Annotated in this window: 21 protein-coding genes and 1 tRNA gene; 2 read left to right on the top strand and 20 right to left on the bottom strand. The window is 74.0% G+C overall.

Annotated features, from left to right (window positions below; genetic code table 11):
* Positions 1-131: 131 nt before the first annotated feature.
* The 7 genes from ACI78Z_RS22350 to acnA form a co-directional block, all read right to left on the bottom strand.
* Entirely contained in the window at positions 132-1,685 is a 1,554-nt protein-coding gene (locus tag ACI78Z_RS22350) for a diguanylate cyclase domain-containing protein (protein ID WP_457038728.1), read from the bottom strand.
* Positions 1,686-2,215: 530 nt separating this feature from the next.
* Positions 2,216-3,016, bottom strand: a complete 801-nt coding sequence (locus tag ACI78Z_RS22345) for a hypothetical protein (protein WP_457038727.1) — start codon at positions 3,014-3,016, stop codon at positions 2,216-2,218.
* 1 nt (position 3,017) lies between these two features.
* On the bottom strand, positions 3,018-3,446 hold the full coding sequence (locus tag ACI78Z_RS22340) for an S-adenosylmethionine decarboxylase (RefSeq protein WP_457038726.1): 429 nt from the start codon (positions 3,444-3,446) through the stop codon (positions 3,018-3,020).
* An 86-nt stretch (positions 3,447-3,532) separates the two neighbouring features.
* Positions 3,533-5,827 (bottom strand): putative bifunctional diguanylate cyclase/phosphodiesterase, encoded by a 2,295-nt coding sequence (locus ACI78Z_RS22335; protein WP_457038725.1) that lies wholly within the window; start codon positions 5,825-5,827, stop codon positions 3,533-3,535.
* Between the two features lie 243 nt (positions 5,828-6,070).
* Positions 6,071-6,157: transfer RNA gene (locus tag ACI78Z_RS22330), tRNA-Ser, on the bottom strand.
* Positions 6,158-6,189: 32 nt separating this feature from the next.
* Positions 6,190-6,420, bottom strand: a complete 231-nt coding sequence (locus tag ACI78Z_RS22325; protein ID WP_457038724.1) for a hypothetical protein — start codon at positions 6,418-6,420, stop codon at positions 6,190-6,192.
* A 9-nt stretch (positions 6,421-6,429) separates the two neighbouring features.
* Positions 6,430-9,270, bottom strand: a complete 2,841-nt coding sequence (acnA, locus tag ACI78Z_RS22320) for an aconitate hydratase AcnA (RefSeq protein WP_457038723.1) — start codon at positions 9,268-9,270, stop codon at positions 6,430-6,432.
* Between the two features lie 86 nt (positions 9,271-9,356).
* Here acnA and ACI78Z_RS22315 point away from each other — a divergent pair, with 86 nt between their 5' ends.
* Complete coding sequence (locus tag ACI78Z_RS22315; RefSeq protein WP_457038722.1) at positions 9,357-10,031, top strand: GntR family transcriptional regulator; 675 nt, start codon at positions 9,357-9,359, stop codon at positions 10,029-10,031.
* Between the two features lie 2 nt (positions 10,032-10,033).
* Here ACI78Z_RS22315 and ACI78Z_RS22310 read toward each other — a convergent pair whose 3' ends face one another.
* The 10 genes from ACI78Z_RS22310 to ACI78Z_RS22265 all read right to left on the bottom strand — a co-directional run bounded on the left by ACI78Z_RS22310 (position 10,034) and on the right by ACI78Z_RS22265 (position 19,943).
* On the bottom strand, positions 10,034-10,666 hold the full coding sequence (locus ACI78Z_RS22310) for a hypothetical protein (RefSeq protein WP_457038721.1): 633 nt from the start codon (positions 10,664-10,666) through the stop codon (positions 10,034-10,036).
* Positions 10,667-10,952: 286 nt separating this feature from the next.
* Complete coding sequence (locus ACI78Z_RS22305; RefSeq protein ID WP_457038720.1) at positions 10,953-11,660, bottom strand: class I SAM-dependent methyltransferase; 708 nt, start codon at positions 11,658-11,660, stop codon at positions 10,953-10,955.
* Positions 11,661-11,701: 41 nt separating this feature from the next.
* Positions 11,702-12,562: an LLM class flavin-dependent oxidoreductase gene (locus tag ACI78Z_RS22300; protein WP_457038719.1), complete on the bottom strand. Its 861-nt coding sequence runs from the start codon at positions 12,560-12,562 to the stop codon at positions 11,702-11,704.
* 14 nt (positions 12,563-12,576) lie between these two features.
* Entirely contained in the window at positions 12,577-12,990 is a 414-nt protein-coding gene (locus ACI78Z_RS22295; protein ID WP_457038718.1) for a TIGR03668 family PPOX class F420-dependent oxidoreductase, read from the bottom strand.
* Positions 12,991-13,143: 153 nt separating this feature from the next.
* On the bottom strand, positions 13,144-14,178 hold the full coding sequence (locus tag ACI78Z_RS22290; RefSeq protein ID WP_457038717.1) for an ABC transporter ATP-binding protein: 1,035 nt from the start codon (positions 14,176-14,178) through the stop codon (positions 13,144-13,146).
* Positions 14,175-15,185: an ABC transporter ATP-binding protein gene (locus ACI78Z_RS22285; protein ID WP_457038716.1), complete on the bottom strand. Its 1,011-nt coding sequence runs from the start codon at positions 15,183-15,185 to the stop codon at positions 14,175-14,177. The genes ACI78Z_RS22290 and ACI78Z_RS22285 overlap by 4 nt, the downstream gene beginning before the upstream one ends.
* A complete protein-coding gene (locus tag ACI78Z_RS22280; RefSeq protein ID WP_457038715.1) occupies positions 15,182-16,123 on the bottom strand; it encodes an ABC transporter permease in 942 nt (313 codons plus the stop codon). Before ACI78Z_RS22280 ends, ACI78Z_RS22285 begins: the two co-directional genes overlap by 4 nt.
* A gap of 22 nt (positions 16,124-16,145) precedes the next feature.
* Positions 16,146-17,087, bottom strand: a complete 942-nt coding sequence (locus ACI78Z_RS22275) for an ABC transporter permease (protein ID WP_457038730.1) — start codon at positions 17,085-17,087, stop codon at positions 16,146-16,148.
* On the bottom strand, positions 17,084-18,622 hold the full coding sequence (locus ACI78Z_RS22270) for an ABC transporter substrate-binding protein (protein ID WP_457038714.1): 1,539 nt from the start codon (positions 18,620-18,622) through the stop codon (positions 17,084-17,086). Before ACI78Z_RS22270 ends, ACI78Z_RS22275 begins: the two co-directional genes overlap by 4 nt.
* A gap of 271 nt (positions 18,623-18,893) precedes the next feature.
* A complete protein-coding gene (locus ACI78Z_RS22265; protein ID WP_457038713.1) occupies positions 18,894-19,943 on the bottom strand; it encodes a helix-turn-helix transcriptional regulator in 1,050 nt (349 codons plus the stop codon).
* 107 nt (positions 19,944-20,050) lie between these two features.
* Here ACI78Z_RS22265 and ACI78Z_RS22260 point away from each other — a divergent pair, with 107 nt between their 5' ends.
* Positions 20,051-20,329, top strand: coding sequence for a hypothetical protein (locus tag ACI78Z_RS22260; protein ID WP_457038712.1), 279 nt, complete (start codon positions 20,051-20,053; stop codon positions 20,327-20,329).
* A 155-nt stretch (positions 20,330-20,484) separates the two neighbouring features.
* Here ACI78Z_RS22260 and ACI78Z_RS22255 read toward each other — a convergent pair whose 3' ends face one another.
* From ACI78Z_RS22255 to ACI78Z_RS22245, 3 genes are read right to left on the bottom strand one after another with little or no spacing between them, the layout of a single operon-like run.
* Positions 20,485-22,233, bottom strand: a complete 1,749-nt coding sequence (locus tag ACI78Z_RS22255) for a glycoside hydrolase family 2 protein (RefSeq protein ID WP_457038711.1) — start codon at positions 22,231-22,233, stop codon at positions 20,485-20,487.
* A gap of 46 nt (positions 22,234-22,279) precedes the next feature.
* A complete protein-coding gene (locus ACI78Z_RS22250; protein ID WP_457038729.1) occupies positions 22,280-23,134 on the bottom strand; it encodes a MaoC family dehydratase in 855 nt (284 codons plus the stop codon).
* Positions 23,134-24,477, bottom strand: a complete 1,344-nt coding sequence (locus tag ACI78Z_RS22245; protein WP_457038710.1) for a 3-oxoacyl-ACP reductase — start codon at positions 24,475-24,477, stop codon at positions 23,134-23,136. Before ACI78Z_RS22245 ends, ACI78Z_RS22250 begins: the two co-directional genes overlap by 1 nt.
* Positions 24,478-24,602: the final 125 nt, after the last annotated feature.

Raw genomic sequence — 24,602 nt, 5'->3', positions numbered from 1 at the left:
AAAACATAATCACCCGCCATTTTTACAATTTGAAAGGCTCGTCCACGGGGGGGGGCGGCGTGCCCGCCCACCGGGGTGCACACGGGCGCGGGCTCCGGGGAGGCCGGGCGACCCCGAGCGCTTGCTGCGAGTCAGCCGCGCAGCGGCAGGCAGCGCCCGATCGACGTGACGGGGCCGGTGACCGGGTCGAAGTGAGCGATCCTGGCCTTGCCGGCGCGTTTGGCCGCGTACATGGCGGCATCCGAGCGGGCCAGCAGGATGTCGGCGGTGACCGGTGGCTCGTCAGCTGTCACCACAGCGACTCCCAGGCTGGCGTGCACCGCGTGTTCCGCGCCCGCGATCGAGAACCGGGGCCGCAGCGCGTCCCGGATGCGCGCGGCGGTCTGCAGCGGGTCGTCAGCGTCCTCGAGCAGGACGGCGAACTCATCGCCGCCCAGCCGGGCGACGGTGTCCCCGGCCCTGGTGGCGGCGGTGATCCTCTCCGCCACGCGCACCAGCATCTCGTCACCGGCGGCATGCCCGTACGAGTCGTTGACCGCCTTGAAGTCGTCGAGGTCGAGGAAGACGACGGCGGCCGGCCGGCAGTCACGGGCGTGCAACTCGAGCACATGCCCGAGCCGATCGCCGAACAACGTCCGGTTGGCCAGCCCGGTGAGCGGGTCGGTGAATGCCTGCCGACGCATCTCCCGCTCGCGAGCGGCCAGCTGCCGGACCAGCCGCACGTTGTCACGCACGGTCAAGTACTGCCGCGCCAGCAGGCAGAGCACGACGGCGCAGGCGACCATCATCTCCGCCTCGGTCAGCGGCCGGTCGAGCGAGGTGACGGCGGTGACCACCATGAGCGCGACGAGCACCGGCACGTACGGCAGCGTCGACGCCGACACGGTCAGACCCTCCGCGCCGTCCTCCAGCGCCCGTGACGGCGCTGGGGCGACCGCACGTGGTTCGGCGCAGGTGCCTGCGACGGCGATGAGCAGGAAGCCACCGATCCAGCCCAGATCGATCAGCCCGCCGTCGTAGATGCCCAGGGCGCCGAGGTGGGCGAACGCGCTGTCGGAGACGCCGAGAGCGACGACGCCGGCGCTGACCAGGTACAGGGCCGGCTGCCGGCCGCCAGTGCGGGTGAGCAGCAGAACGGTGAGCACGATCAGCAGCACGTCGGTGCTCGGATAGGCCAGCAGCAGTAGCCGAGTCAGCCCGGTGCCGCCGTCTTCCGCGACCGCGCCCAAGGTCGTCAGCCAGCTGACCAGTCCGACCGCCCCGGCCGTCAACACCCCGTCGAGCATCCGCTGGAGGAACGCGGTCCGCCCACCCTGCGCCGGGTGGACCAGGAGTCCAGCCGCCATCAGGGTGGAGAAACCCAGGAAGCCGACGTCCGCGAGGCTCGGGACGGGGACGATGTCGCTGCGCAGCGTGTACCAACACCACACCGCCTCGCCGAGCGCCCAGGAGCCGCACGCCAACGCGACGAGCACCCAGGCGACGCGGGTCCTCTGGCCGGTGCACCGCCGGGCGCGCCAGCCCACCCCGAGGCCGGCGGCAAGCGCGGCGACGCCCTGGGCGACGTCGGAGAGGTCGGACGCGATCCGCGCCGGCAGCAGCGCCAGAGCCAGCAGACAAGCCAGGGCCGCGGTCAGCGCGATGGCGGTCGCGGCTCGCGGGGGTGCCGTGGGCTGCGCAGCCATTGCTCTGCCTCGTCTCGAACGTCGGACCCAAGGGGGCACCAACGAGGTCGGCCTCAGGTCGGGGAGGCTGGAGCACCGCATCCCCCGCAGGAGTGACTTCCGGGTCACAGCGGCTGCCAAGCCGCGCTGGGCACCTCTCGACGGAGCGCGGCGCCAACCCGTTCGCGACGCTGGGTGGGGAACCTGCGGCACGGCCCGGCACGGATCCACGCGCTCCGGCGACACCGCGCGGCGCCGACCCCAAGCCCACCCTCGTCGGGACGCTCGAGCGGACGGCGGAGGAGTTCAGCGAGGACAACCTCACCGATCGGGCCGCCGCGCTCACGTACGACGGCGTCCTGGCGCTGTTCCGCGCGCTCAACGCGCTGCTCTCGATCGTCGGTCCACGACGAACCGGGAGCAGCTCACGAGAGCGCGCACCGCCGTGGTGCCGGCCCAGGCAGCCGAGACGTTGAACCCGGTGGTCGAGCACACCCTGAGGCTGGTGCCGAGGCTCCAGTCGATGGTCCGCGACTCAGCGGCCGGATCGGTCAGGCCGTCGGGCCCGTGGCGACCGAGCGCCGCTGCGTCGGGGGTCGCCACTGCGTGGTGTCCCGGCGGGGCGGGATCGGTCGCCCCGGCGGGCGCAGCGGATCGGCCTCCGCGAGAGGGGCACCGCGGCCGGGCACCAGGTCCGCCGGGTCGAGGAGGATCGAGCTGAAGAGGCCGTCCACCACGGCCGGCGCGACGTCGGGCCGGCGGGCACGGATGCTCGGCCCCACGGCGTCGACGCGCATGACGCACGGCGTGCTCGCCGGCGACCCCAGGTAGGGCTGCGAGGTTGCGCCCGGCAGGGGCCCCCACGGGACTCCCATCACCCGCAGCAGCCGCAGCACCTTGTCGTCCAGGACGGTGACCAGTCCCTCGGCGCCGCAGATCCGCGGGTGCTCGAGGATGCCGTGGCACAGGGCCAGGGTGAGCTCGGCGCCGGCAGCGCCGCTGCGGAACCGCCGGTCCACGGCCAGGCTCGCCACGTCCCACACCGGCCCACTGGCGAGCCCCGCCGTCCGGAGGCTGGCCCCGACGTCGACGCGCCACGGCTCGCCGGCCACGTCCGCCAGCGTCTTCACCGGGCCGGCCGGGTCGGGCAGGATCAGCCGGGCGGCACCCAAGGCGGTACCGGACTCCTCGTCGAGCACCACGACGAAGCGGGACCGCGCCTCGAACGGGCCGTACTCCTGCTCCATCACCTCCGGGGTGTTGCCGAAGGCCTGCAGGAACACGCGCCCCTCGACCGTGCGTGCTGCGTCCCGCTCGGCGGGGGTGTGGGCGACCAACAGTCGGATGGGCATGTCAGAAGGACTTGGCGACGACGGTGCCCGCGTCCAGGAACCGGCGGGTGAAGGACACGGCGGTCTCGACGTCGAAGGCCTTGCACGTGTACATGTCCACCGAGAAGAACAGCCGCGGCTGCTCCCATGCGTAGAAGTGAGCGCCCGAGGTCTCCCAGTGGATCCAGCCGGCCCAGCCGTAGAGGTCGGAGCGGTGCGTCACCGGCTCGAGGAGCTCTACCATGTCGACCTCGCGGGACAGCGCCGACAGGTAACGCCGTATCTGCTCGTCGTCGACCGGACGGGCCGGGACGCCCTCGATGACCAACCGTTGGCGGACGATCTCCGGCGCGAGGTCACGCCAGTCCTCGGCAGCACCCTGCGCCGGTGTGAGGGCACTCTCGAGAAGACGTGGGCGGAGCAGCTCGCTGACAGCGGAAGACGAGGTCACGCACCCATCGTGTGCGAGCGACAGCGGGAAGCGGTGGACCGCGAGGCGTGTCGCCGGTCGCCTGCGTCGCGGATCGGGGCGTGACGTCAGTCGGCAGCGCGCCCCCCGCTCAGCTGCGGGAGCAGTGTCGCGTCGAGCAGCGCCGAGTCGGAGGCCGTGAGCCAGTCGAGGAAGGCGCCGACCGGCATGGGATGGGCGATGGCGTAGCCCTGGGCGACGTCGCAGCCCAGCCGCGCGAGGGCGGCGCTGGTCGCGACCGTCTCCACCCCCTCGGCCACGAGGCTGAGGCCCAGGTCGTGGGCGAGCGCGACGGTGTGTTGCACGATCGCCGCGGCTCGCGGGTCGTTGTCGACGTCCGCCGTCAGGCTGCGGTCCAGTTTGAGCTCGTCGGCCGGCAGGGTCCGTAGGTAGGCCAGCGAGCTGTAGCCGGTGCCGTAGTCGTCGATCGACGTCCGGACGCCGACTCGGCGGAGATTGGCCAGCACGGCGCGGCCCCGTTCGGGGTCCGCCATGAGCGTGTCCTCGACCAGCTCGAGGGTGAGCGCCTGCGCCGGCAGGCCGTGGCGGTGCAGTGCAGCGGTGACCTTCTCGAGCAGGTCGAGGTCGGTCACGTTGGCGGGCGACAGGTTGACCGAGATGGGTACCCGGTGCTCGGCCCACCACCGACCGGCCGCTTCGAGGGCCAGCTCGAGCACGGTATCGGTGAGTGGGCGCAGCAGCCCTGCCTGCTCGGCGGCCGGGAGGAACTCGCCGGGACCGAGCAGCCCGCGGGTGGGGTGGTTCCAGCGGACCAGGGCCTCGGCGCCGGAGACGCCGCCGTCCCGCAGGTCGAGCTGCGGCTGGAGGTAGACGGCCATCTGGCCCTCGACGAGGGCGGTCCGCAGCTCCTCCATGGTCCGCAGACGGTCGCCGCCGGGCTTGCCCGTGATCGGGTCGGGGACGTACACCTGCACGCCGCCGCGGGTGCTCTTCGCGGTGTACATGGCGGTGTCGGCGCAGTGCAGGAGGTCCTCGACGTCGGCGGCCGGCACAGGAGTGATCGCGACGCCGACACTGACGCCGACGTGCAGCCGCGTGCCTCCCACGGTGAAGGGCTCCAGCAGCAGGTCGCGCAGCCGCTCGGCGAGGATCTGCGCCTGAGCCGCCCCGGTGTCGGGTAGCAGGACGGCGAATTCATCACCGCCGAGGCGGGCGAGGACGTCGTCGCCGCGCAGGGCCCGCTGCAGCCGGGGGCCGACCTGGCGCAGCAGGTCGTCGCCGGCGGCGTGGCCGAGGCTGTCGTTGACCTCCTTGAACCCGTCGAGATCGAGCAGCAGCAGCGCACCGGGGCGCCCGGCGGTGGACGCTTCGACCATGTCCTGGGCCCACTCGATCAGGGCGCGACGGTTGGCCAGGCCGGTGAGCTCGTCGGTGCGGGCCTCCCGCTTGACCTGGTTGTAGGCGCGCACCTCCCGGAAGGTCACGGCGATCCGGGCGATCCCGGCCAGCACGCAGGAGATGGCGAGCCAGGCCGAGACGGGCGGCATGGGGTGGGTCCAACCCGAACCGAGGACGACGAGGCTGGCCACGATGCAGGCCAGCGGCACGGCGAGCAGCCGCCAGCCGATGCGCGAGCCGCCGTTGCGGTCGACCGGCGCGCGCCGGTTGCGTGCCCCGGAGGCCGCGACGGCGGCGCAGACGATGCCCGCGAGCCAGCCCAGCTCCAGCGGCCCGCCGTCGACGTACGCGTCTCGCACCTTGAGGGTGAACAACACCAGGTCGGCCGCGCACATGAAGCACAGCCCGAGGGTCACCGTGAGCAGGGTCCGGTCCAGGCGGACGCCGAGGATCGAGCCGACCGCCGCGAGCGTGGCCAGCAGCAGCACGCTGGTCACCGGGCCGACCAGCTCGATGGCGCCCACCGCCCGCTCACCAGGACCTGGGTACAGGTAGGGGCCGAGCAGAAAGCCCACGCCGGCGGCCAGGGTGCCGAAGGCACCCACGATCCCGTCGAGCCACATGCTCGGGTGGAAGCGAGGTACGCGGGCCCGGATCAGCCCGACGACGTGCACGTAGATGGTCAGGTAACCGGCCAGGGAGAACAGGTCGGCCAGCAGGGAGGAGGGGCCGTTGCCCTCCAGGCCGGCGGCGAGCACGCGCAGGGCGTTGCCGATCGCGCTCAGCATCAGCGCGACGCCGAGACCGACCCAGGCGATCCGCTCGGTCCGCACCCGACCCGCGGCCGAGAAGCAGGCCGCGGCGGCGGCCAAGTAAGGCAGGTTGTACAGGACCACGTCGTAGGTCCTGTCCCATGCTGCGCCGTCGGGGCGGTCCCCGACGCCGGTGGCGAACAGAGCCGCCAGACCGATGGTCAGGTACAGCGCGAGGACGGGACGCCGCATCGCAGTCGTCGTCGCCTGTCCATGCCTCTCCATGGTCAGGTGATCGGCCACGGATGGCGGAGTCGACAGTGGAGTGACCCCACCCTCACCCGCAGGGGTGAAGACCCTCACCGACGCCCCGTCCCCAGCAACGGCCACGTCTACGCAGGACTGATCAGGACTTCGGTGCACCGGGGTCTCCGCAGGCCCCGGACCCAGGAGTTGCGATATCCCTTCGGGCAGCCCGAAGTGCCTGCTCGAGAGCGGAGGGCGTGGGATTCGAACCCACGATGGGTGTCACCCCATAGCGGTTTTCAAGACCGCCGCCATCGGCCACTAGGCGAGCCCTCCTGGCGGTTCGAGGCTATCCCGCCCATGGCGGGTCAGTCGCCGGACTCGTCCCGGGCGGCCTCCTGCTCGCGGCGGAAGCGCAGCGACTCGACCAGCACGTAACCGAACAGGACGCTCCAGGCGAAGGACAGGAAGGCATCGCCCCACGCGCCGTCGACGAGCTGTCCCACCAGCTGCACCAGGCTGTAGGCGAGTGCGCCGGCGGCCAGCACCTGCACGCCGCGGTTGCCGAACCAGGGCGGGCGGAACGGGGTGGCGGCCACGGCGCAACGCTAGCCGGGGGACCAGGGCCGCCGTGGCAGCGCCCGGCGCGATCCGCCGTCCCCCGGCTGGTGATCATGGGGTTGTCGCCGCCCACCACGCCGGGTCGCGGCGTGTCCTCGCGCAACAACCCCATGATCATCGGTGGCGAGCGCCCGGGCGACGAACGGCAGGATCCCGCCGTGGCGCAGGTAGAACGCCTCCCGAGCCGTGTCCACCCGCACCGTGGCCAGGAAGCGCACCGACGCCCCCTCGTCGGACCGGGCCTCGACGACGACGCACCGGGGCCGGTCCTGCTCGCTCAGGCCCTCCAGCCCCGTGACGCTGAAGGTCTCCCGGCCGGTGAGCCCGAGGCCGGCCGCGCTCTCACCCTCGCGGAACTGCAGCGGCAGCACCCCCATGCCGATGAGGTTCGAGCGGTGGATGCGCTCGAAGCTCTCGGCCAGGACGGCGCGCACGCCGAGCAGTGCGGTCCCCTTGGCCGCCCAGTCGCGCGACGAGCCGGTGCCGTACTCCCTGCCGGCCAGCACGAGCAACGGCGTCCCCGCGGCGCGGTAGTGCTCCGCGGCGTCGAACACCGTCCGCTCGGCGCCGTCGAGGTGGTCCAGGGTCCACCCCCCGCGCCGGTGCGGGACCAGCCGGTTGCGCAGCCGCTGGTTGCCGAAGGCGCCGCGGAGCATGACCTCGTGGTTGCCGCGCCGGGAGGCGTAGGTGTCCAGGTCGGCCTCACCGCGTGCCCGCAGGAACTCCCCCGCCGGGCTGTCCACCGGGATCCGGCCTGCCGGGCAGATGTGGTCGGTCGTCACCGAGTCCCCCAGCACCGCCAGGACGCGCCCCCCGACGATGTCGGCGACCGGCTCGGGCTCCGGGGTCAGGCCGTCCAGGAACGGCGGACGACGGACGTAGGTCGACCCCGGGTCCCAGTCGAACGTGGCGCCGCCGCCGACCGCCAGGCCCGCCCAGCGCTCCTCGCCGGTGAAGACGTCGGCGTAGCGGGTGGAGAACATCGCCGGGTCCAGGTGCGCGCGGACGACGTCCTCGACCTCGGCGTCGGTCGGCCACAGGTCGGCCAGGAAGACCGGCTCGCCCGAGTCGCCGACCCCCAGCGGCTCGTGCAGCAGGTCGACGTCCATCGAGCCGGCGAGGGCGTACGCGACCACGAGCGGGGGTGAGGCCAGGTAGTTCATGGAGACGTCGTTGTTGATGCGCCCGTCGAAGTTGCGGTTGCCCGAGAGCACGGCGGCGACGACCAGGTCGCGGTCGGCGACCTCCCGGCTCACCTCGGGGGTCAGCGGCCCGGAGTTCCCGATGCACGTCATGCACCCGTAGCCGACGGTGTGGAAGCCCAGCTGCTCCAGCGGCCGGTCCAGCCCCGAGCGGTTCAGGTAGTCGGTCACCACCTTCGACCCCGGGGCGAGGCTGGTCTTGACCCACGGCCTGGTCGCCAGCCCCGCCCGCACGGCGTTCCGTGCGAGCAGGCCGGCGGCCACCATGACCGAGGGGTTGGACGTGTTGGTGCAGGAGGTGATCGCCGCGATCGCGACCGCCCCGTGCCGCAGGCCGGACTCCGCCCGGGCCGGGACGGCGGGGTCGAGGGCCGGCGCGTCGCTGGCCGGGAAGGACTCCCGGCTGGCCTCGTCGACGGCGTCGCCGTCCGCGGCACCGGACGGCGCCCGGTCGGCGAGCACCTCCGCCAGCGCGCTCTGGAAGCGGCTGCGCGCGCTGGCCAGGGGGACGCGGTCCTGCGGGCGGCGCGGTCCGGCCAGCGACGGCTCCACCGTCGAGAGGTCCAGCCGGACGAGGTCGTCGAAGCGGGGCCGGGCGGCCGGGTCGTGCCACAGCCCCTGCTCCTTGGCGTAGCGCTCGACGACCGCGACGTGCTCGGCGTCGCGGCCGGTGAAGCGCAGGTGGTCCAGGGTCACCCGGTCGATCGGGAAGATCGCGCAGGTGCTCCCGAACTCGGGGCTCATGTTGGCGAGGGTGGCGCGGTCGGCCAGCGGTACGGCGCCCACCGACGGCCCGGTGAACTCGACGAAGCAGCCGACCACCCCGCGGGCGCGCAGCACCTCGGCGATGGTCAGCACCAGGTCGGTCGCCGTCACCCCGGGCCGCCGCTCGCCGACGAGCTCCAGGCCGACCACCGGCGGCACCAGCGTGCTGACCGGCAGGCCGAGCATCGCCGCCTCGGCCTCGATGCCACCCACGCCCCAGGCCAGGACCCCGAGCCCGTTGATCATCGTGGTGTGCGAGTCCGTGCCGACGAGCGTGTCGGGGAAGGCGCGCCCGTCCCGCCGCACCACGACGTCCGCGAGGTACTCGAGGTTGATCTGGTGCATGATCCCGGTCCCCGGCGGGACGACGGCGAGCTGGCGGAACTGCTGCTGGCCCCACTTGAGGAAGCGGTAGCGCTCCTCGTTGCGGGCGTACTCGTGCGCCACGTTGAGCTCCAGGGCATCCGGGCGGCCGGAGACGTCGGTGACCACCGAGTGGTCGACGGTCAGCTCCGCGGGGATCACCGGGTCGACCGCCCGCGGGTCGCCACCGAGGTCGCGCACCACCTCGCGCATCGCGGCCAGGTCGACCAGGACCGGGATGCCGTTGGTGTCGTGGAGGAAGACCCGGGCCGGGGAGAATGAGACCTCGTCGCCCCTGGCGTCCCCGCGGGCCAGGCGCGCGATCGCCTCGGCGGTCACCGTGGTGCCGTCCTCGTGGCGGAGCAGGTTCTCCAGGACCAGCTTGAGGGAGAACGGCAGGTCCTCCGCACCGGGGACGGCGTGCACCGACCACGTCTCGAAGGTCCCGGAGCCCAGGTCGAGGGTCCGCCGGGCGCCGAAGCTGTCCATCAGGGTCATCCGAGCCTCCGTAGCACCATTGCTTATAGGCTACAGACTCCACGGCCGCTGTACAGTCGCCCCACCGTTCGGAGAGAGGAGGCTCGGTGGCCGCGCCGGTGCTGCGTCCCGCGCTGACCAAGGCCGACTACGCCTACGCCGAGGTCCGCGAGCGGATCCTGTCCGGAGCGCTCCCGCACGGCGCGACCGTGAGCCAGGAGGCCCTCGCGGCCGAGCTCAACGTCAGCACGACCCCGCTGCGCGAGGCCATGCGGCGGCTGGCCTCCGAGGGCCTGGTGGTCCTCGACGCGCACCGGGACGCCCGGGTCGCGCCGCTCACCGCCGCCGAGGCGCGCAGCCTGTTCGAGATCCGCCAGCAGCTGGACCCGCTCGCCGTCCGGCTGGCCGCCGAGCGCCGGGAGGCCGCCGACATCGCGCGGATCCAGGACGCCGCCGCCTCGCTGGAGCCCCTCGACGCCGGCAGCGGCCTCGCCGCCCTGGAGGCGCACCGGGCATTCCACGCCGCGCTCTACCGCGCCTCCCACAACGACCTGCTGATCGGCCTGCTCGACGGGCTGTGGGACAAGGCCGACCGCTACCGGCGCGCGGCGCTGGAGGCCCGCGAGGACTCCCCCGACGACCGGGCCCGCGTGCGCGCCGAGCACCAGGCCGTGATGGCCGCCGTCCTCGACGGCGACCCCGACGCGGCCGAGCAGCACATGCACCGCCACGTGGCGAACAGCCTCGGCCGCCGCGCCATCGACGTCCTCGCCGGGAGCTGAGACTACTCCGCCGGCTCGCCCTCGCGGACGACGCAGGTGCCCCCGATCGGTTCGACCGCAAACCCGCGCACCGAGAGCACCTCGGCCAGCGCCCGGTTCATGACCTGCTGCACCAACGCGTCGGCGGCGGCCCCGTGCACCTGGTCCAGGCTCATCCGGTCGTGCTGCCGCCAGCTGACGACGACGCCGTCGAGCGCCGCCTCGGGGGTCAGGCACACCCCGCCCAGCTCGCCGTCGGCGCCCGACGGGTCGTAGAGGAACAGCCCCGCCTCGGCCAGCACCGCGACCACCTCGACGACCAGGCCGGGCAGCGGGTGCTCGTCGTCCAGGTCGGCGTCCCAGCCCGCCGGCAGCCGGTCGACCTGCTCGCCGAGGAAGGACCACCAGGCCCGGTCCTGCGGGGAGGAGCGGCGGCGGAGCAGGCCGTCGGCCCGCCGGACGCCGTACACGGGCTGGACGCCGGCGGGGGCGTCCTCGAGGTCCTCGATGGCCCACACGGCCTCGTCGCGGTCCCCGAACGGACCGGCCAGGACGAACCCGGAGCCGCCGTCCGCCTCGTCGACGACCAGCCACCAGCCCTGGCGGACGACACCGCCCAGGACCACCTCGTTGAACCGGGTGCCCACGATGCTCACCGGTCACCAACCTCCCCCGACAACGGGCCGTCGCCGGGGAAGGGCGACAGGTTCCCGTGCGCCGTCAGCGGTGCGGACGGCGGTGACGAGGACGATATGCGGCACAGCCCCGTTCTCCGGGACGCGCGCGACGTGCCCCCGCGGCCACGACGCCGAATCGTTGCCAATCGCCCCAGCGACCACGGTGACCCGCCCCAGCACGCACCCACATGTCGACCGTTCCGAGCGTGAGGGCGGGCGCGGACGGTGCGGTCACCCCGGACGGCGACGCGCGCCGCCCGGCGTGTCACACCGCGACGGCGGTGACGAACGTGCAGATGCCCTCGCCGTGCTGGGCGCGCTTGCGCAGCCCGAGCAGCGCGAGCAGGGCCATCTCGACGCGGTAGGCCACGCGGGTGGCCCCGGTGTAGAAGGTGTCGCCGCCGCGCGTGACCCGGATGTCGCCGAAGCCGGCCAGCCGGACGTGCTCGGTCAGCATCCAGTCCGGGAGGATCGTGATGTGCCCGGGCTCGTGGTAGTGCCGGGGGCCGAAGATGAACGGCGCGCCGCGGAGGAACATCTTCAACCGCGAGTGCGGGTGGGTGACGTTCGGCGTGCTGACCAGCAGCTTGTCACCCGGCCGCAGCAGCGCCCGGATCGAGCGCAGCACCTGCCGCGGGTTCTCCACGTGCTCCAGCGTCTCGACGCAGACCACCATGTCGAAGGGGCCGCGGGTCTCCTCGGTCCACTCCGGGGCGTCCAGGTCCAGCCGGTGGATCCAGTCGTGCGGCGGGTCCAGGTCGGTGGGGACGACGTCCAGGCCCGCGTCGCGCAGCCGCAGCGCCAGCGCCCCGCACCCGGCCCCGACCTCCAGCACCCGGCCGCCGTCCGGCAGCGCCGCGCGCACCAGCTCCACGGCGTACTCGTGAACGCCGGGCGCGGCGTGCACGCTGTGGCCCTGGTAGTACCCGTGCGCCGCCGTCCGGTGGCCGCTCTTCTGCTCGATCGCCGCCATCGGGCCAGCCTGGCACACCGCCCGCGGCCGGTGTGCCAGGCCTAGAGGGCGACCTCGGCGAGCATCTCGACCTGCGCCGGGTCGGAGACCGTGGGGTCGAGGACCAGTTCGTCCACCCCGATCTCGGCGAAGGCCGCGATGACCTCCTTGATCGCCTGCGGGGAACGGTGGGCGCTCCCCGCGATGTACTCCGCCGTCTCCCGGCCCATCGGCTCGTAGTAGTCCCGTAGGTATGCGCGGGACTGCTCCTCGGTGTCGCCGAGGGAGAAGTAGTTGAGCGCGGCGATGCGTGGCGAGCCCTCGCGGCCGGCCTCCGCCCAGGCGGCGCGGACCCGCTCGATGAACGGGGCGGTCGCCTCCGGCGGCAGGCCACCCGCCGTCCAGCCGATGCCGTGCTCCACCGTCCGCCGGATCGCCGCGTCGGTGTTGCCACCGACGAGGACGGGTACCCCGGGGGAACCGATCTCGGGGGCCGCCGGGCAGGTCCCCTCGACGAGCGGCTCCCCGGCCCAGGCCCGCCGCAGGTCGGCCAACTGCTGGTCGAAGAGCCGGCCGCGGCCGGCGAAGTCGCGCCCGGTCAGCGTGTAGTCCGCCTCCCGCCACCCGACGCCGAGGCCCAGCGTCAAGCGACCGCCGGTGAGCTCCTGCACGGTGGCGGCCTGCTTGGCCAGCTCGGCAGTGCTGCGGGCGGGCGAGATGAGCACGTTCGGGAAGAACCGGATGCGCTCGGTCACCGCACCGGCGGCGGCGAACACGGTGAGCTCCTCGTAGCTGGGGTAGGAGACCGCGCCGATCGAGGACAGGCTGGAGAAACCGGCCGCGTCCGCGCGTCTCGCCCACTCGAGCAGCTGGGCACCCGTGGTGCCCCGGACGCTGTTCGGGATGCCGATGCCGATCTCCATGCCGGGTCCTCTCCTCAGGTCGTGCTCGACCAACCGCTCCACCGTTCGACCGTGACCACCAGCAGCGGCCCCGCCGGGAGCTGGTCGCGGTACTGCGGGTGCCGCTCTGCGAGCGCTGCCAGACCGGGGTGCGTACCGGGAGGGTCGTCCACCACCGCAGCCGTGCCGTCCGCCCGGACCCACCACAGGCGCGACCAGTCGTCCTCGTAGTGGTCGACGAGCAGGGCGCAGCGCGGCTCGGCGCGGACGTTCGCCAGTCGCTGCAGGCGAGCCGTGCGTTTGGGCTTGGCGTCAACCGCCGAGTAGACCGTCCCGTCCACGAGGGTGAACACCAGGGGGACCACGTGCGGTGCACCGTCCGGCCGCACCGTCGCCAGGCGGGCCACCGCGCTGGAGGCGAAGCGCCTGCGCAGTTCCGCCGTCTGCACGCAGCTGTCCTACCAGGGACGGCGGCTCGCGAGGAACCCTCGACTGCGCAGGTGCGGTCGCCGACACGCACCGACACGCGGGGGCCGGCCTCCCTGCAGGGTCCCGCCGCGAGCCTGCGAGCGGCGGGGGGCAGGGGGCAGGGGGGTCCTTCGTCACTCGGCGGGTGCGGCGACGGCGTCCTCCCGCTCGACCGGGCGGCCGACGACGCCGTGCAGGTGGCACGCGGCCAGCTGCCCCGGCGCGCCGACCGGCTGCAGGGCCGGATCGACGTCCGGACACGGCTCGAAGGCGTACGGGCAGCGGGTGCGGAACCGGCAGCCACTGGGGACGGCGGCCGGCGAAGGGACGTCGCCGCGCAGCACGATCCGCCGCCGCGCCCGCTCCAGGGCGGGGTGCGGCACGGGCACCGCCGACAGCAGCGCCTGGGTGTAGGGCATCTTCGGGTCCGAGCCGACCGCCGACGCCGGCCCCACCTCGACGACCCGCCCCAGGTACATCACCGCGATCCGGTCGGAGACGTGCCGGACGGCGGACAGGTCGTGCGAGATGAACAGCAGCGTGAGCCCGAGCTGTCGCTGCAGCCGGCGCAGGAGGTTGAGCACCTGTGCCTGGACGCTGACGTCCAGCGACGCGATCGCCTCGTCGCAGACCAGGAAGTCCGGCTCACCGGCCAGCGCGCGGGCGATGCCGACCCGCTGGCGCTGCCCGCCGGAGAACTCGTGCGGGTAGCGGTCGGCCACTGCCGGGTCCAGGCCGACCAGCTCCAGCAGCTCGGCGACCCGCTCGGCGCGGTCCCGCCGTCCGGACCGCAGGCCGTGCACCTCCAGGGGCTCGGACACCGTCTGCCGCACGGTGCGGCGCGGGTCCAGCGAGGCGAACGGGTCCTGGAAGACCATCCCGGCCCGCCGGCGCAGCGCCCGCAGCGCGCGGCGGTCCAGCCCGGTGACGTCGGTGCCGTCGAAGGTCACCGTCCCGCCGGTCGGCTCGACCAGCCGCAGCAGCGCGTTGCCCAGCGTGGACTTGCCGCAGCCGGACTCCCCGACCAGCCCGAGCGTCTCGCCGCGGTGGATGTCGAGGTCCACGCCGTCGACCGCGCGCAGCACGCCCGTCGTCCGCCGCAGCGCGCCGCCGGACCGGATGGGGAAGTGCACCTCCAGCCCGCGCGCGGAGACCAGCACGTCGGTCATGCACCCTCCTGACACCAGGTCGCAGCGCGGTGCGGCAGCCCCGAGGTGCCTTTCGCGCGCGAAAGGCCGCTCGGGACGGGCGCCAGCGGTGGCTGCTCGACCTCGCAGCGCGGGTCCGAGCGGACCGGGCAGCGCGGCCAGAACACGCACCCCGGCGGCAGGTCGGTCGGCGCCGGCGGCACCCCGGGCACGGTGGCCAGCTCACCGTCGTCGGACGTGGCCAGGTCGGGCAGCGCGCCGAGCAGGCCCCGGGTGTACGGGTGCGCCGGGCGCTCCAGGACGTCGTCCACCGTGCCGTCCTCCACGCAGCGGCCGCCGTACATGACCAGGACCCGGTCGGCGATGCCGGCGACGACGCCGAGGTCGTGGGTGATCCAGACGACCCCGGTGCCGTGGTCGGCCTGCAGCGTGGCGACCAGGTCGAGGATCTGCGCCTGCACGGTGACGTCGAGGGCCGTGGTGGCCTCGTCGGCGATGAGCAGGGCCGGCGAGTTCGACAGCGCGATCGCGATGACCACCCGCTGGCGCATGCCCCCGGACAGCTCGTGCGGATAGCGGTCCAGCGCACGCCGCGGGTCGGGCAGGCCCACCTCGGCCAGCAGCGCGGCCGCCCGGTCCCGCGCCGCGGCCCTGGACACCGCGCCGTGGGCGCGGATCCCCTCGACCAGCTGCCGGCCGATGGTCAGGACCGGGTTGAGCGAGGTCATCGGGTCCTGGAACACCATCCCGACGCCGGGGCCGCGCACCTCGCGCAGCCGCTCGGGCGACATGGTGAGCAGGTCCTCGCCGTCCAGCCGCGCGGAGCCGGTCACCGTCGCCACCCGGGCGGGCAGCAGCCCGAGCAGGGCCAGGACCGAGACGCTCTTGCCGCTCCCGGACTCCCCGACGACGGCGACGGTCTCCCCGCGCCCGACGGTGTAGCCGAGCCCGTTGACGACGTGGGCCGTGCCGCGCGGCGTGCGCAGCCGCACCCGCAGGTCCTCGACCTCCAGCAGCGGCGCGCTCACCGCCCGCCTCCGGCCATCAGCGTGCGCTGGCGCGGGTCGAGGACGTCCCGCAGCCCGTCGCCGAGCAGGTTGAAGCACAGCACGGTCAGGAAGATCGCCATCCCCGGGAAGAAGGCCAGCCACCAGGCCAGGTCGATGAAGCCGCGCCCCTCGGCCAGCATGAGCCCCCACGACGGGTCGGGCGGCTGGGTGCCCAGCCCGAGGAAGGACAGCGCCGCCTCGGCCAGGACGGCGAACGCCAGGCTGATCGAGGTCTGCACGATGATCGGCGGCGCCGCGTTGGGCAGCACGTGCCGGGTGAGCAGCCGCAGGTCCGACGCGCCCACCGACCGCGACGCCCGCACGTACACCTCCTCCCGGACGCCGAGCACGCTGGCGCGGGTGACCCGGGCGAACACCGGGACGTAGACGATCCCGATGGCCAGGGCGGTGTTGCCGGCCCCGGGACCGCGGACGGCGAGCACCGCGATCGCCAGCAGCACCGCCGGGAACGCGAAGAGGATGTCCATGAACCGCATCAGGACGTCGTCCACCCAGCGGCCGTAGTAGCCGGCCAGCAGGCCGATGAGGGCGCCGACGACCAGCGCGAACGCGACCGCCAGGAACCCCACCCGCAGCGAGACCGCCGCCCCCAGGACCACGCGGCTGAGGATGTCCCGGCCGAGGTCGTCGGTGCCGAACGGGTGCTCCAGGCTGGGCGGCTGCAGGCGGTCCTCGACCGCGATCTCGTTGGGTCCGGTGGGGGCGATGGCCTCGTCGAGGACCGCCATGAGGACGATGAGCAGCAGGACCGTCGCCGCGACCGCCGCGGTGGGGTTGCGGGCGAGCAGGACGAGGGTCTGCCGCCAGCGCGGCCGCGGGGGCCGCGCGGTCGAGGGGACGCCCTCCTCGGTGGCGGTCGGGGACACTGCCGGCTCGGGCAGCGGCGCGCCGGTCATCGCAGCAGGCCTCGGCTGTGTGTCATCGCCGGATCCTCGGGTCGATGGCGGTGTAGAGCAGGTCCACGATCAGGTTGATCAGCAGGAACACGACGGCGAACAGCAGGATCGCCCCCTGGAGGACCGGGTAGTCGCGGGACTGGACCGCCTGCAGGGCCAGCTGGCCGAGCCCCGGCCAGGCGAAGACGATCTCCACCACGACCACGCCGGACAGCAGGTAGGCCAGCTGCACGCCGGTGACGGTGACCAGCGGCAGCAGCGCGTTGCGCAGCACGTGCCAGGTGAACACCTGCCGCGCCGGGAGTCCCTTGGCCTGCGCCGTCCGGACGTGGTCGGCGCCGAGGGCCTCCAGGACGCTGGACCGCACGAACCGGGTGATGACCGAGCCGGACACCACCCCGGTGACCACCGCCGGCATCAGCAGCCGCTGCGCCCAGCCGCCCGGGTCCTCGGTCAGCGGCACGTAGCCGCCCGAGGGCAGCCAGCCCAGCGTCCCGGCGAAGACCAGGATGAGCACGATCGCCATCCAGAACTCCGGCACGGAGATGCCGATCTGGCTGAGCACCGTGGCCACCCGGTCGACGACCGACCGCGGCCGCAGCGCCGACAGGGTGCCCAGCGGGACGGCGATCACCAGCGCCACCAGGATCGAGGCGAACGCCAGGGTGAGCGTCGCGGGGAGCCGCTCGGCGATCAGCGAGGTGACCGTCTCCCCGGTCCGGAAGCTCACCCCCAGGTCCCCGGCGAACGCCCGGCCGGCCCAGCCGAAGAACTGCTCGACCAGCGGCTGGTCCAGCCCGGCCCGCGCACGGAGGGCGTCGTAGGTCTCCTGGTCGAAGCGCGTGCCGAGGGCGAGGCGGATCGGGTCGCCCGGCACCAGGTGGACCAGGCCGAAGACGATGACGCTCACCCCCGCCAGCACGACGAGCGACTGGCCGACCCGGCGGAGGAGGTAGCCGGTCAGGGCAGCTCCACGGTCTCGAAGTTGATCGCCTTGTCCGCCCGGATCTGGTAGCCCGACAGCCCGGGCACCCACGCCTGCACCACGGGCGGGTTGTAGAGGTAGAGGTAGGAGACGTCGTCGACGATGAGCTGCGCGGCCTGGTCGTAGAGCTGCTTGCGGGCGGCCTCGTCGGGTTCGACCGCCCCGGCCTGCAGCAGCTGGTCGACCTGCGGGTTGCTGTAGCCCTGGTAGTTGTTCGTCCCGTCGGTGATGTGCTGGTCCTGGTAGAAGGCCGCCGGGTCGAGGTTGCCGAGCCAGCCGAGGTAGAACGCGTCGTAGTCGCCCTGGCCCTGGCGGTCCAGCCAGGTGGCGAAGTCCAGGGTCTCGATCTCCACGGTGATCCCGATCGGCTCGAGCTGGCTGGCGATCACCTGCGCGGCGGTGACCGTCTCCGGGAACTGGTCGGTCACCATCAGGCCCATGGTCAGCGGCGTCTGGACGCCGGCCTGCTGCAGCAGCTGCCGGGCCTGCTCGGGGTCGGGCTGGAACGGGGCGTAGTCGAAGTAGAAGGCACTCCCCTCCGGGATGGCCGTCTGGTTCGGCTGGGCCGCGCCGAACCACGCCGCCTCGGCGACGGCCTCGCGGTCGATGGCGAAGGAGATCGCGCGCCGCACGTCGCGGTTGTCGAACGGCGGCCGCCCGTAGTTCATCGACAGGTACCAGTAGTCCACGCTGGGCGTGGTCTGCAGCTCGACGGTGTCGTCGCCCTCCAGCGACTCGATCTGCTGCGGCGGGACGTTGTCGGTCCACTGCACCTCGCCGTTCTGCAGCGCGGTCAGCGCCGCCGCCGGCTCGGTGATGTAGCGGAACTCGACGCCGTCGACGCTCGGCGCGCCGCCCCAGTGCTCCGCGTAGGCGGTCAGCACGGTGCTGCTGGCGTCGGAGCTCTCCAGCTGGAAGGGGCCGGTGCCGTTGGCCTCGGTGGTGAGGTCGAGGTCCTCCGCGGCGTTCTCCGGCAGGATCGCCATCCCCTTGAAGGCGCCGATCCGCTCCAGCAGGTTCGGCGTCGGCTGGCTGAGCCGGATCACCACGGTCCGCGGGTCGGGCGCCTCGACCGCGGCGACGTTCACGAAGCGATCGGCGTTGGTCAGGTCCTCGTCGATGATCCGCCGGTACGAGTAGACGACGTCGGCTGAGTCGAACTCGCTGCCGTCGTGGAAGGTCACGCCGTCCTGCAGCGTGAAGGTCCAGGTCAGCTGGTCCTCGCTGGTCTCCCAGCTCTCGGCCAGGCTCGGCTCCATCGTGAGGTCCTCGGCGTTCGGGACGACGAGGGTGTCGTAGACGTTCTCCAGGACCTGGAAGCTCGGGTAGGCCGTCGTCACGTGCGGGTCGAACTGGTCGGGCTGGGCGGACACCGCCGCGACCAGCGTGCTGCCCCCGCCGCCACCGCCCCCGCCTCCCCCGGTCCCGGTGTCGACGCTCTCCCCGCCACCGCCGCAGGCGCTGAGCACCAGGGCACCGGTGGCGAGCAGGGGCAGGAGTCGGTTGCTGCGCACGGGGACCTCCGGCGGCTCGGCTGTCGCGGTCTCTGCCCGACCCTGGCCCGGACCGCCCCGGCTCGCAGGTCGGGACGGTGATCGTTGCCCTGCCGTGACCGAAACGGAGCAACCTCGGCTCCTCGGGCTCCGCCCTCACAGACCTCGGCAGGGAGTGTTGATCACGGGTTGCTGCAGGAACCGTCCCTGGACGCGTTCGCGCCCAGCTGCAAGGCATGCGAGGACGCGAGCCGCTCCGTCAACCGAAGGCGGCGGCCGAAGGCGGCGGCCGTCAGGGGCCGAGGGCGCGGGCCAGCAGCGTCCGACGGCTGCGGGTGCCGGTCTTGTCGAACACCGACTTGAGGTGGTCCTGCACGGTGTGCGCGGACAGGAACATCCGTGTGGCCACGTCGCGGGTGTTGGCTCCGGCGGCCAGGTGGGCGAGCAGTTCGGCCTCCCGGGCGCTGAGCCCTGTGCAGCGGGCGAATAGCGACAGCCGGTCGGTGGCGCTCGACTCGTCGATGGTGACGGCGATGTCGCGCTCCTCCCGGGGGGCGTCACCCTCGAGCCGGGCGGCCCGCAGGGTCAGCCAGCGGTTCCCTACCAGGTGGACCCGCGCCCACGGCGGCGCGGCGTCGACCCCGGCCTCGACCGCGAGGAGCTGGGCGGCGACGTTGTAGGCGCCGGCCGGAACCGGCGGCCCCTCGTCGTCGCGGGGAACCAGCAGCCGGAGCGCGTCCTGCGTGCCGGGTGTCCGCCGGAGCACCTGCAGGTCCGGCGCCAGCAGCAGGACCAGCGGCCCGGGCAGGTGGTCGCGGGGCGAAGTCGTCTCGAAGGTGCGCGCCTGGCTGCGCCGCAGGGCCGCGGTGACGGCCGGGGCGATGGTCCGCAGGAACTGCGCGTCGACCCGGTCGAAGAGGTGTCCTTCCGTACGCCACAGCTCCAGGAACCCCCAGCAGCCGAAGGCGTCGCGGAAGACCACCGAGGCGATGTCCGCGACGTCGTACCGACACAGGAGCTCCCGCCACAGCAGGCTGCGCCCGAGGTTGCCGTCGGTGGCCTCGGCGAGCAGCGCGACGGGCTGGTCGGTCAGGGTGGTCCAGCGGTTGAGCGGGGTCAGGTAGCGCAGCCGGATCAGCCGGGGCAGCTCGGGCAGGCCCGGGACGTCGGCCAGCGGCGCGCAGCCCACCCGCGTCTCCGGGTCGGTGAGCACCCAGGCGTAGGCGTCGAACCCGACCGCGCGGCGGAGTTCGGCCAGGAGCCGCAGGCGCACCGTGCGCGCGTCGGCGCCCGCCGCGCAGATCCGCGCGACTCGCTCCCGCGCCGCGGTGGACCCGGCCACGACGGCAGGCTACGGATCCCCCGTCGCCGCCGGACAGAATCGCGCGTGACCGGACCCCAGACATCTGGGATGGGCCCGCCGACCGCTTGGTCCCTAGCGTCGCGGCCATGATCACCTTGCACGTCGAGCACCCGATCAGCGACCTCCGCACCTGGAAGGCCGCCTTCGACCGGTTCGCCGAGCACCGCCGCGAGGGCGGCGTGTGCGGCGAGCGGGTGCAGCACCCCGTCGACGACGATCGCTACGTCGTCGTCGATCTCGACTTCCCGACCCGGGAGCAGGCGCAGCGGTTCCTCGACTTCCTCGAGACAGCGGTGTGGGCCTCCCCCGACAGCTCACCGGCACTGGCCGGGACGCCCCGGACGCGCATCCTCGAGCCGATCTGAGCCGCACCTCTCTGCGGACACCGCGGTCTCCGTGACCACTGAAGCCGCGACAGACACTCGAACGCGCGCACCTCGTCGGGGAGGAACCGTGGGCGATCGGTCCAGGCAAGGAGAGCCGCTGAGCTGGCAAAACAGAGCAACACTTCCTGCCGAGGTCAGCCCTCACCGAGGGTGGCGCGTCGGAGCGCGTCGACGTCGACCTTGGGCACCCGGTCCCTGTCCAGCAGCCCGTTGACCTCCTGGTAGGTGTCGGTCAGCTGCGTCCAGCAGGCGCCGGCGAGCGCGGTGCCGCCGTGCACGGCGGCCCACTGGGCGCGGTAGCGGGCCAGCAGGTCCTGCGGCGAGGTGGCGTCGGCGTAGCCCCACCCGTCGTCCTCGGGGGAACGCAGCGCCACCCCGCCGAACTCCGAGAGGACGACGGCCCGCCCGGCGACGCCGGCGCGGTCGAGGTCGGCCAGGTGCCCGTCGGGACGGCGCCCCCTGGCCACCCGCTCGAGGTCCTCGGCCGTGCCGTAGCGCTCGCCGAGCACCGCGGGGTCCTGCTCGTAGTCGTGGATGCCCAGGATGTCGCCGCCGAGGGTCTCCCAGCCGTCGTCGGCCGAGACCGGTCGGGTGCCGTCGAGCGCGTCGGCCGTCGCCGCCAGCGCCCGGACCAGCCCGCGTTGCCGCTCGTCGACCGCCGCCTCCTGCACGCCCCAGGACTCGTTGAGCGGCACCCAGGCGACCACGCTCGGGAACCCGCGGTGGGCGACCACCACGTCGGCCCACTCCCGCAGCAGCCGGGCGCTCGCCGTCGGCCCCGGCCGGTACGCCGAGGGCATCTCGGCCCAGACCACGAGCCCCATCCGGTCGGCGAGGGCGAGGTACCGCGGGTCCTCGGTCTTCTGGTGCTTGCGGGCCCCGGTGAAGCCGAGCGCCCGGGTGAGCTCCAGGTCCCGCCGCAGCGCCGCGACGTCGGGCGGGGTGGCGCCGGTTTCGGGCCAGTAACCCTGGTCGAGCACCAGCCGCAGCGGCACCGGCCGGTCGTTGACCAGCAGGCGCCCGTCGCCGACCTCGACCGAGCGCAGTGCGGTGTAGCTCTCGACCTCGTCGAGCACCTCGCCGTCGTCGGCGACCAGGGCCAGCTCGGCGTCCAGCAGCACCGGGTCCGGCCCGGGGGTCCACAGCACGCCCCAGCGGTCGTCGATGCCGCCGTCCCCCACCTGCACGGTGCGCTCGACGACGGCGCCGTCCACGCGCACCGCGTCGTCGACCAGCAGCCGCCCGCCCGCCCGCAGCCGCAGGTGCAACCCGGCACCGCGAACGGGGACGGCGAGCTGCACGCGGACGTCGACCCGCATCCGGCGTGGGTCCCCGCGCCACTGGACGTCGGCGATGTGCCGCGGCGCGACCTGCTCCAGCCAGGCGGTGCGCCAGATGCCGGTCGTGCGCGGGTACCAGATCGCGTGCGGCTCGTCGCGCCAGTCCTGCTTGCCGCGCGGCGCCTCGAGGTCCAGCGGGTCGTCATCGGCGCGGACCACCAGCTCGGCGCCGTCGTCCCCCAGGTGGTCGGTGACGTCGACGCTGAACGGCGTGTAGCCGCCCTCGTGGGAGGCGACGTGCGCGCCGCCGACCCAGACGTCGCACACGCGGTCGACGGCGCCGAGGTGGAGGACGGTGCGCCGGTCGCCGGCGCGGCCGGGCAGCCGGCGGCGGTACCAGGCGCGGTGGAGCGGGCCGGTCCAGTGCACACCGCTCGCCGGGGTCTCCGGGGCGTAGGGGACCCGGATGGTCCGGTCGAACGCGATGCCGCCGACCGTGCCGGCCAGGTCGGGGTCGGCGGCGAACTCCCACTCACCGTCCAGCGAGGTCCAGGGCCGGCGCAGCAGCGGCCGCGGGTGCTCGGTCGGGTCCGTGTGCTCCACGGGCCCACCTCACCGGGGCCGCCACACCGCCGCCACCCCGGCCCGGTCAGAACGGGCGGACCGTCCCCAGCAGGTGGTCGGCACCGGACGTCGCGTTGCGGACGGCGAGGTCCCAGCCTCCCTCGGCGCGAGCCGTGGCCAACCGCACCGTCGACGGCAGGAACAGCGGCTTCTTGAACACCACGTCGACGGCCATGGCCTCGGGCAGCCGCCCCGACAGCGCCGCGAGCGCCCGGGCCTTGACCCACATGCCGTGCGCGATGGCCCGCTTGAAGCCGAACGCCTTGGCGGTGAGCCCGGACAGGTGGATCGGGTTCACGTCGCCGGAGACCCCCGCGTAGCGGCGTCCGGCGTCGTCCGGGACCCGCCAGGTGGCGACGGGACGCGGCAGGTCCCCGACGGACACCGAGAGGTCGGACTCCGGCGCGGCCTCGGGCGCCCTGGCCCCGCGCGACAGGTAGGCCGAGCGCGAGCGCCACACCTCGGCGCCCTCGACCCACACCGACGCGCGCAGGTCGACGGTCGCCCCGCGGGGGTGCCGCGCGAACCGCTCGGCCCACACCTCCAGGTCCAGCGCCTCGTCGGCCCGCACCGGGCGCAGCGCCTCGATCCGGTTGCGCACGTGCACCAGACCGGGCAGCGCGAGCGGGAACGACCGGTCGCTCATCAGCGCCAGCTGCAGCGGGAAGGTCAGCACGTGCGGGTACGTGACGGGGAGCGTGTCGGCCAGCGGGAACCCGCAGACCCGGTCGTAGCCGGCCAGGGCGGCGGCCTCGACCCGGACGCCGGTCCGGGCCAGCCGGGTGTCGGGCAGGTCCCCGCCGCGGCCGCGCGCGGTGACCGCGGCCTTGGCGAACAGGGCCGCCATCGACGGCGACGACTCCAGCTCGGTGCGGGCCATCACGCCCCCAGGAAGGACTGGCCGCACACCCGCACGACCTGGCCGTTCACGCCGGCGGCGCTGGGCTGGGACAGCCAGGCGATCGTCTCGGCGACGTCGACCGGCAGCCCGCCCTGCTGCAGCGAGTTGATCCGGGAGCCGATCTCGCGGGTGCCGAACGGCATCGTCGCCGTCATCTCGGTGACGATGAAGCCCGGCGCGACTGCGTTGATCGTCGCCCCGCGCTCGGCGAACGCCGGCGCCCACGCCCGGACCATGCCGATCACCCCGGCCTTGGACGCCGCGTAGTTGGTCTGCCCGCGGTTGCCGGCGATGCCCGACTGCGAGCTCACGCAGACCACCCGGGCACCGGCCCCCAGCAGCCCCTCGCTGTCGAGCAGCGCCTGGGTGATGTCCAGCTGGGCCTGCAGGTTGACCGCCATGACCGAGTTCCAGCGGGCGGCGTCCATGTTGACCAGCAGCTTGTCCCGGGTGATGCCGGCGTTGTGGACGACGACGTCCACCCCGCCGTGCCGCTCCCGCAGGTGCGCGATCAGCCGCTGCGCCGCGTCGGCTGCGGTGATGTCGAGCTGGAACGCCGTCCCGCCGATCTCGTTGGCCACCGCGGCGAGCTTGTCGCCGGCGGCGGGGACGTCGACGGCGACCACGCGTGCGCCATCGCGGGCCATCACCCGCGCGATCGCGGCGCCGATGCCGCGCGCCGCACCGGTGACGACGGCGACCTCGCCTGCCAGGGGGCGGTCCCCGTCCTGGCCCGCCGGGACGTCGGCCGCGGTCAGGGGAACGACCTGGCCGTCGACGTAGGCCGAGCGGCCGGAGAGGAAGAAGCGCACCGGGCCGGGCACGGAGGCCTCGGCGCCGTCGGGCACGAGCAGCAGGTTCGCCGTCGCCCCGTTGCGCAGCTCCTTGGCCAGCGACCGGACCAGGCCCTCCAGCGCCTGCCGCGCCGCGGCCTGGGCCGGGGATTCGGCGCCCGACGGCGGGGCGGCCACCACCAGCACCCGGCCGGAGGGGCCGAGCCGCTTGACCGCCGGCGCGAGGACGGCGTGCGCCGCGGCGAGGTCGGCCGGGCCGGTCACGCCGGTGGCGTCGAGCAGCACGGCGGCCAGGCGCCCGCCGTCGGCGTCGACCGCGGGGAGCACGGGGACAGCGGCGTCCTGCAGCACGGTGGTCAGGAGACCCTGCAGCCGGCCCTCGCCGGCGGTGCCGACGACGGCGGGGCCGGTCAGCAGCGGCGCGCCGGGCTCGTGGCGGCGCAGCACGGCCGGGCGGGGCAGGCCCAGCTGCTTGGTGATCGTCGTGCCGACGCCGGAGTTGGCGAAGTCGCGGTACCAGTCACTCACGGACAGGTCTCCTTCCGAGGTGGGGGGGGGGGGGGGGGGGGGGGGGGGGGGGGGGGGGGGGGGGGGGGGGGGGGGGGGGGGGGGGGGGGGGGGGGGGGGGGGGGGGGGGGGCGGGGGGGGGGGGG

Source organism: Geodermatophilus sp. SYSU D01176 (genome assembly GCF_054050015.1).
Note: the sequence above shows the minus strand (reverse complement) of the source record. Positions and strands in the feature narration are given on the sequence as shown.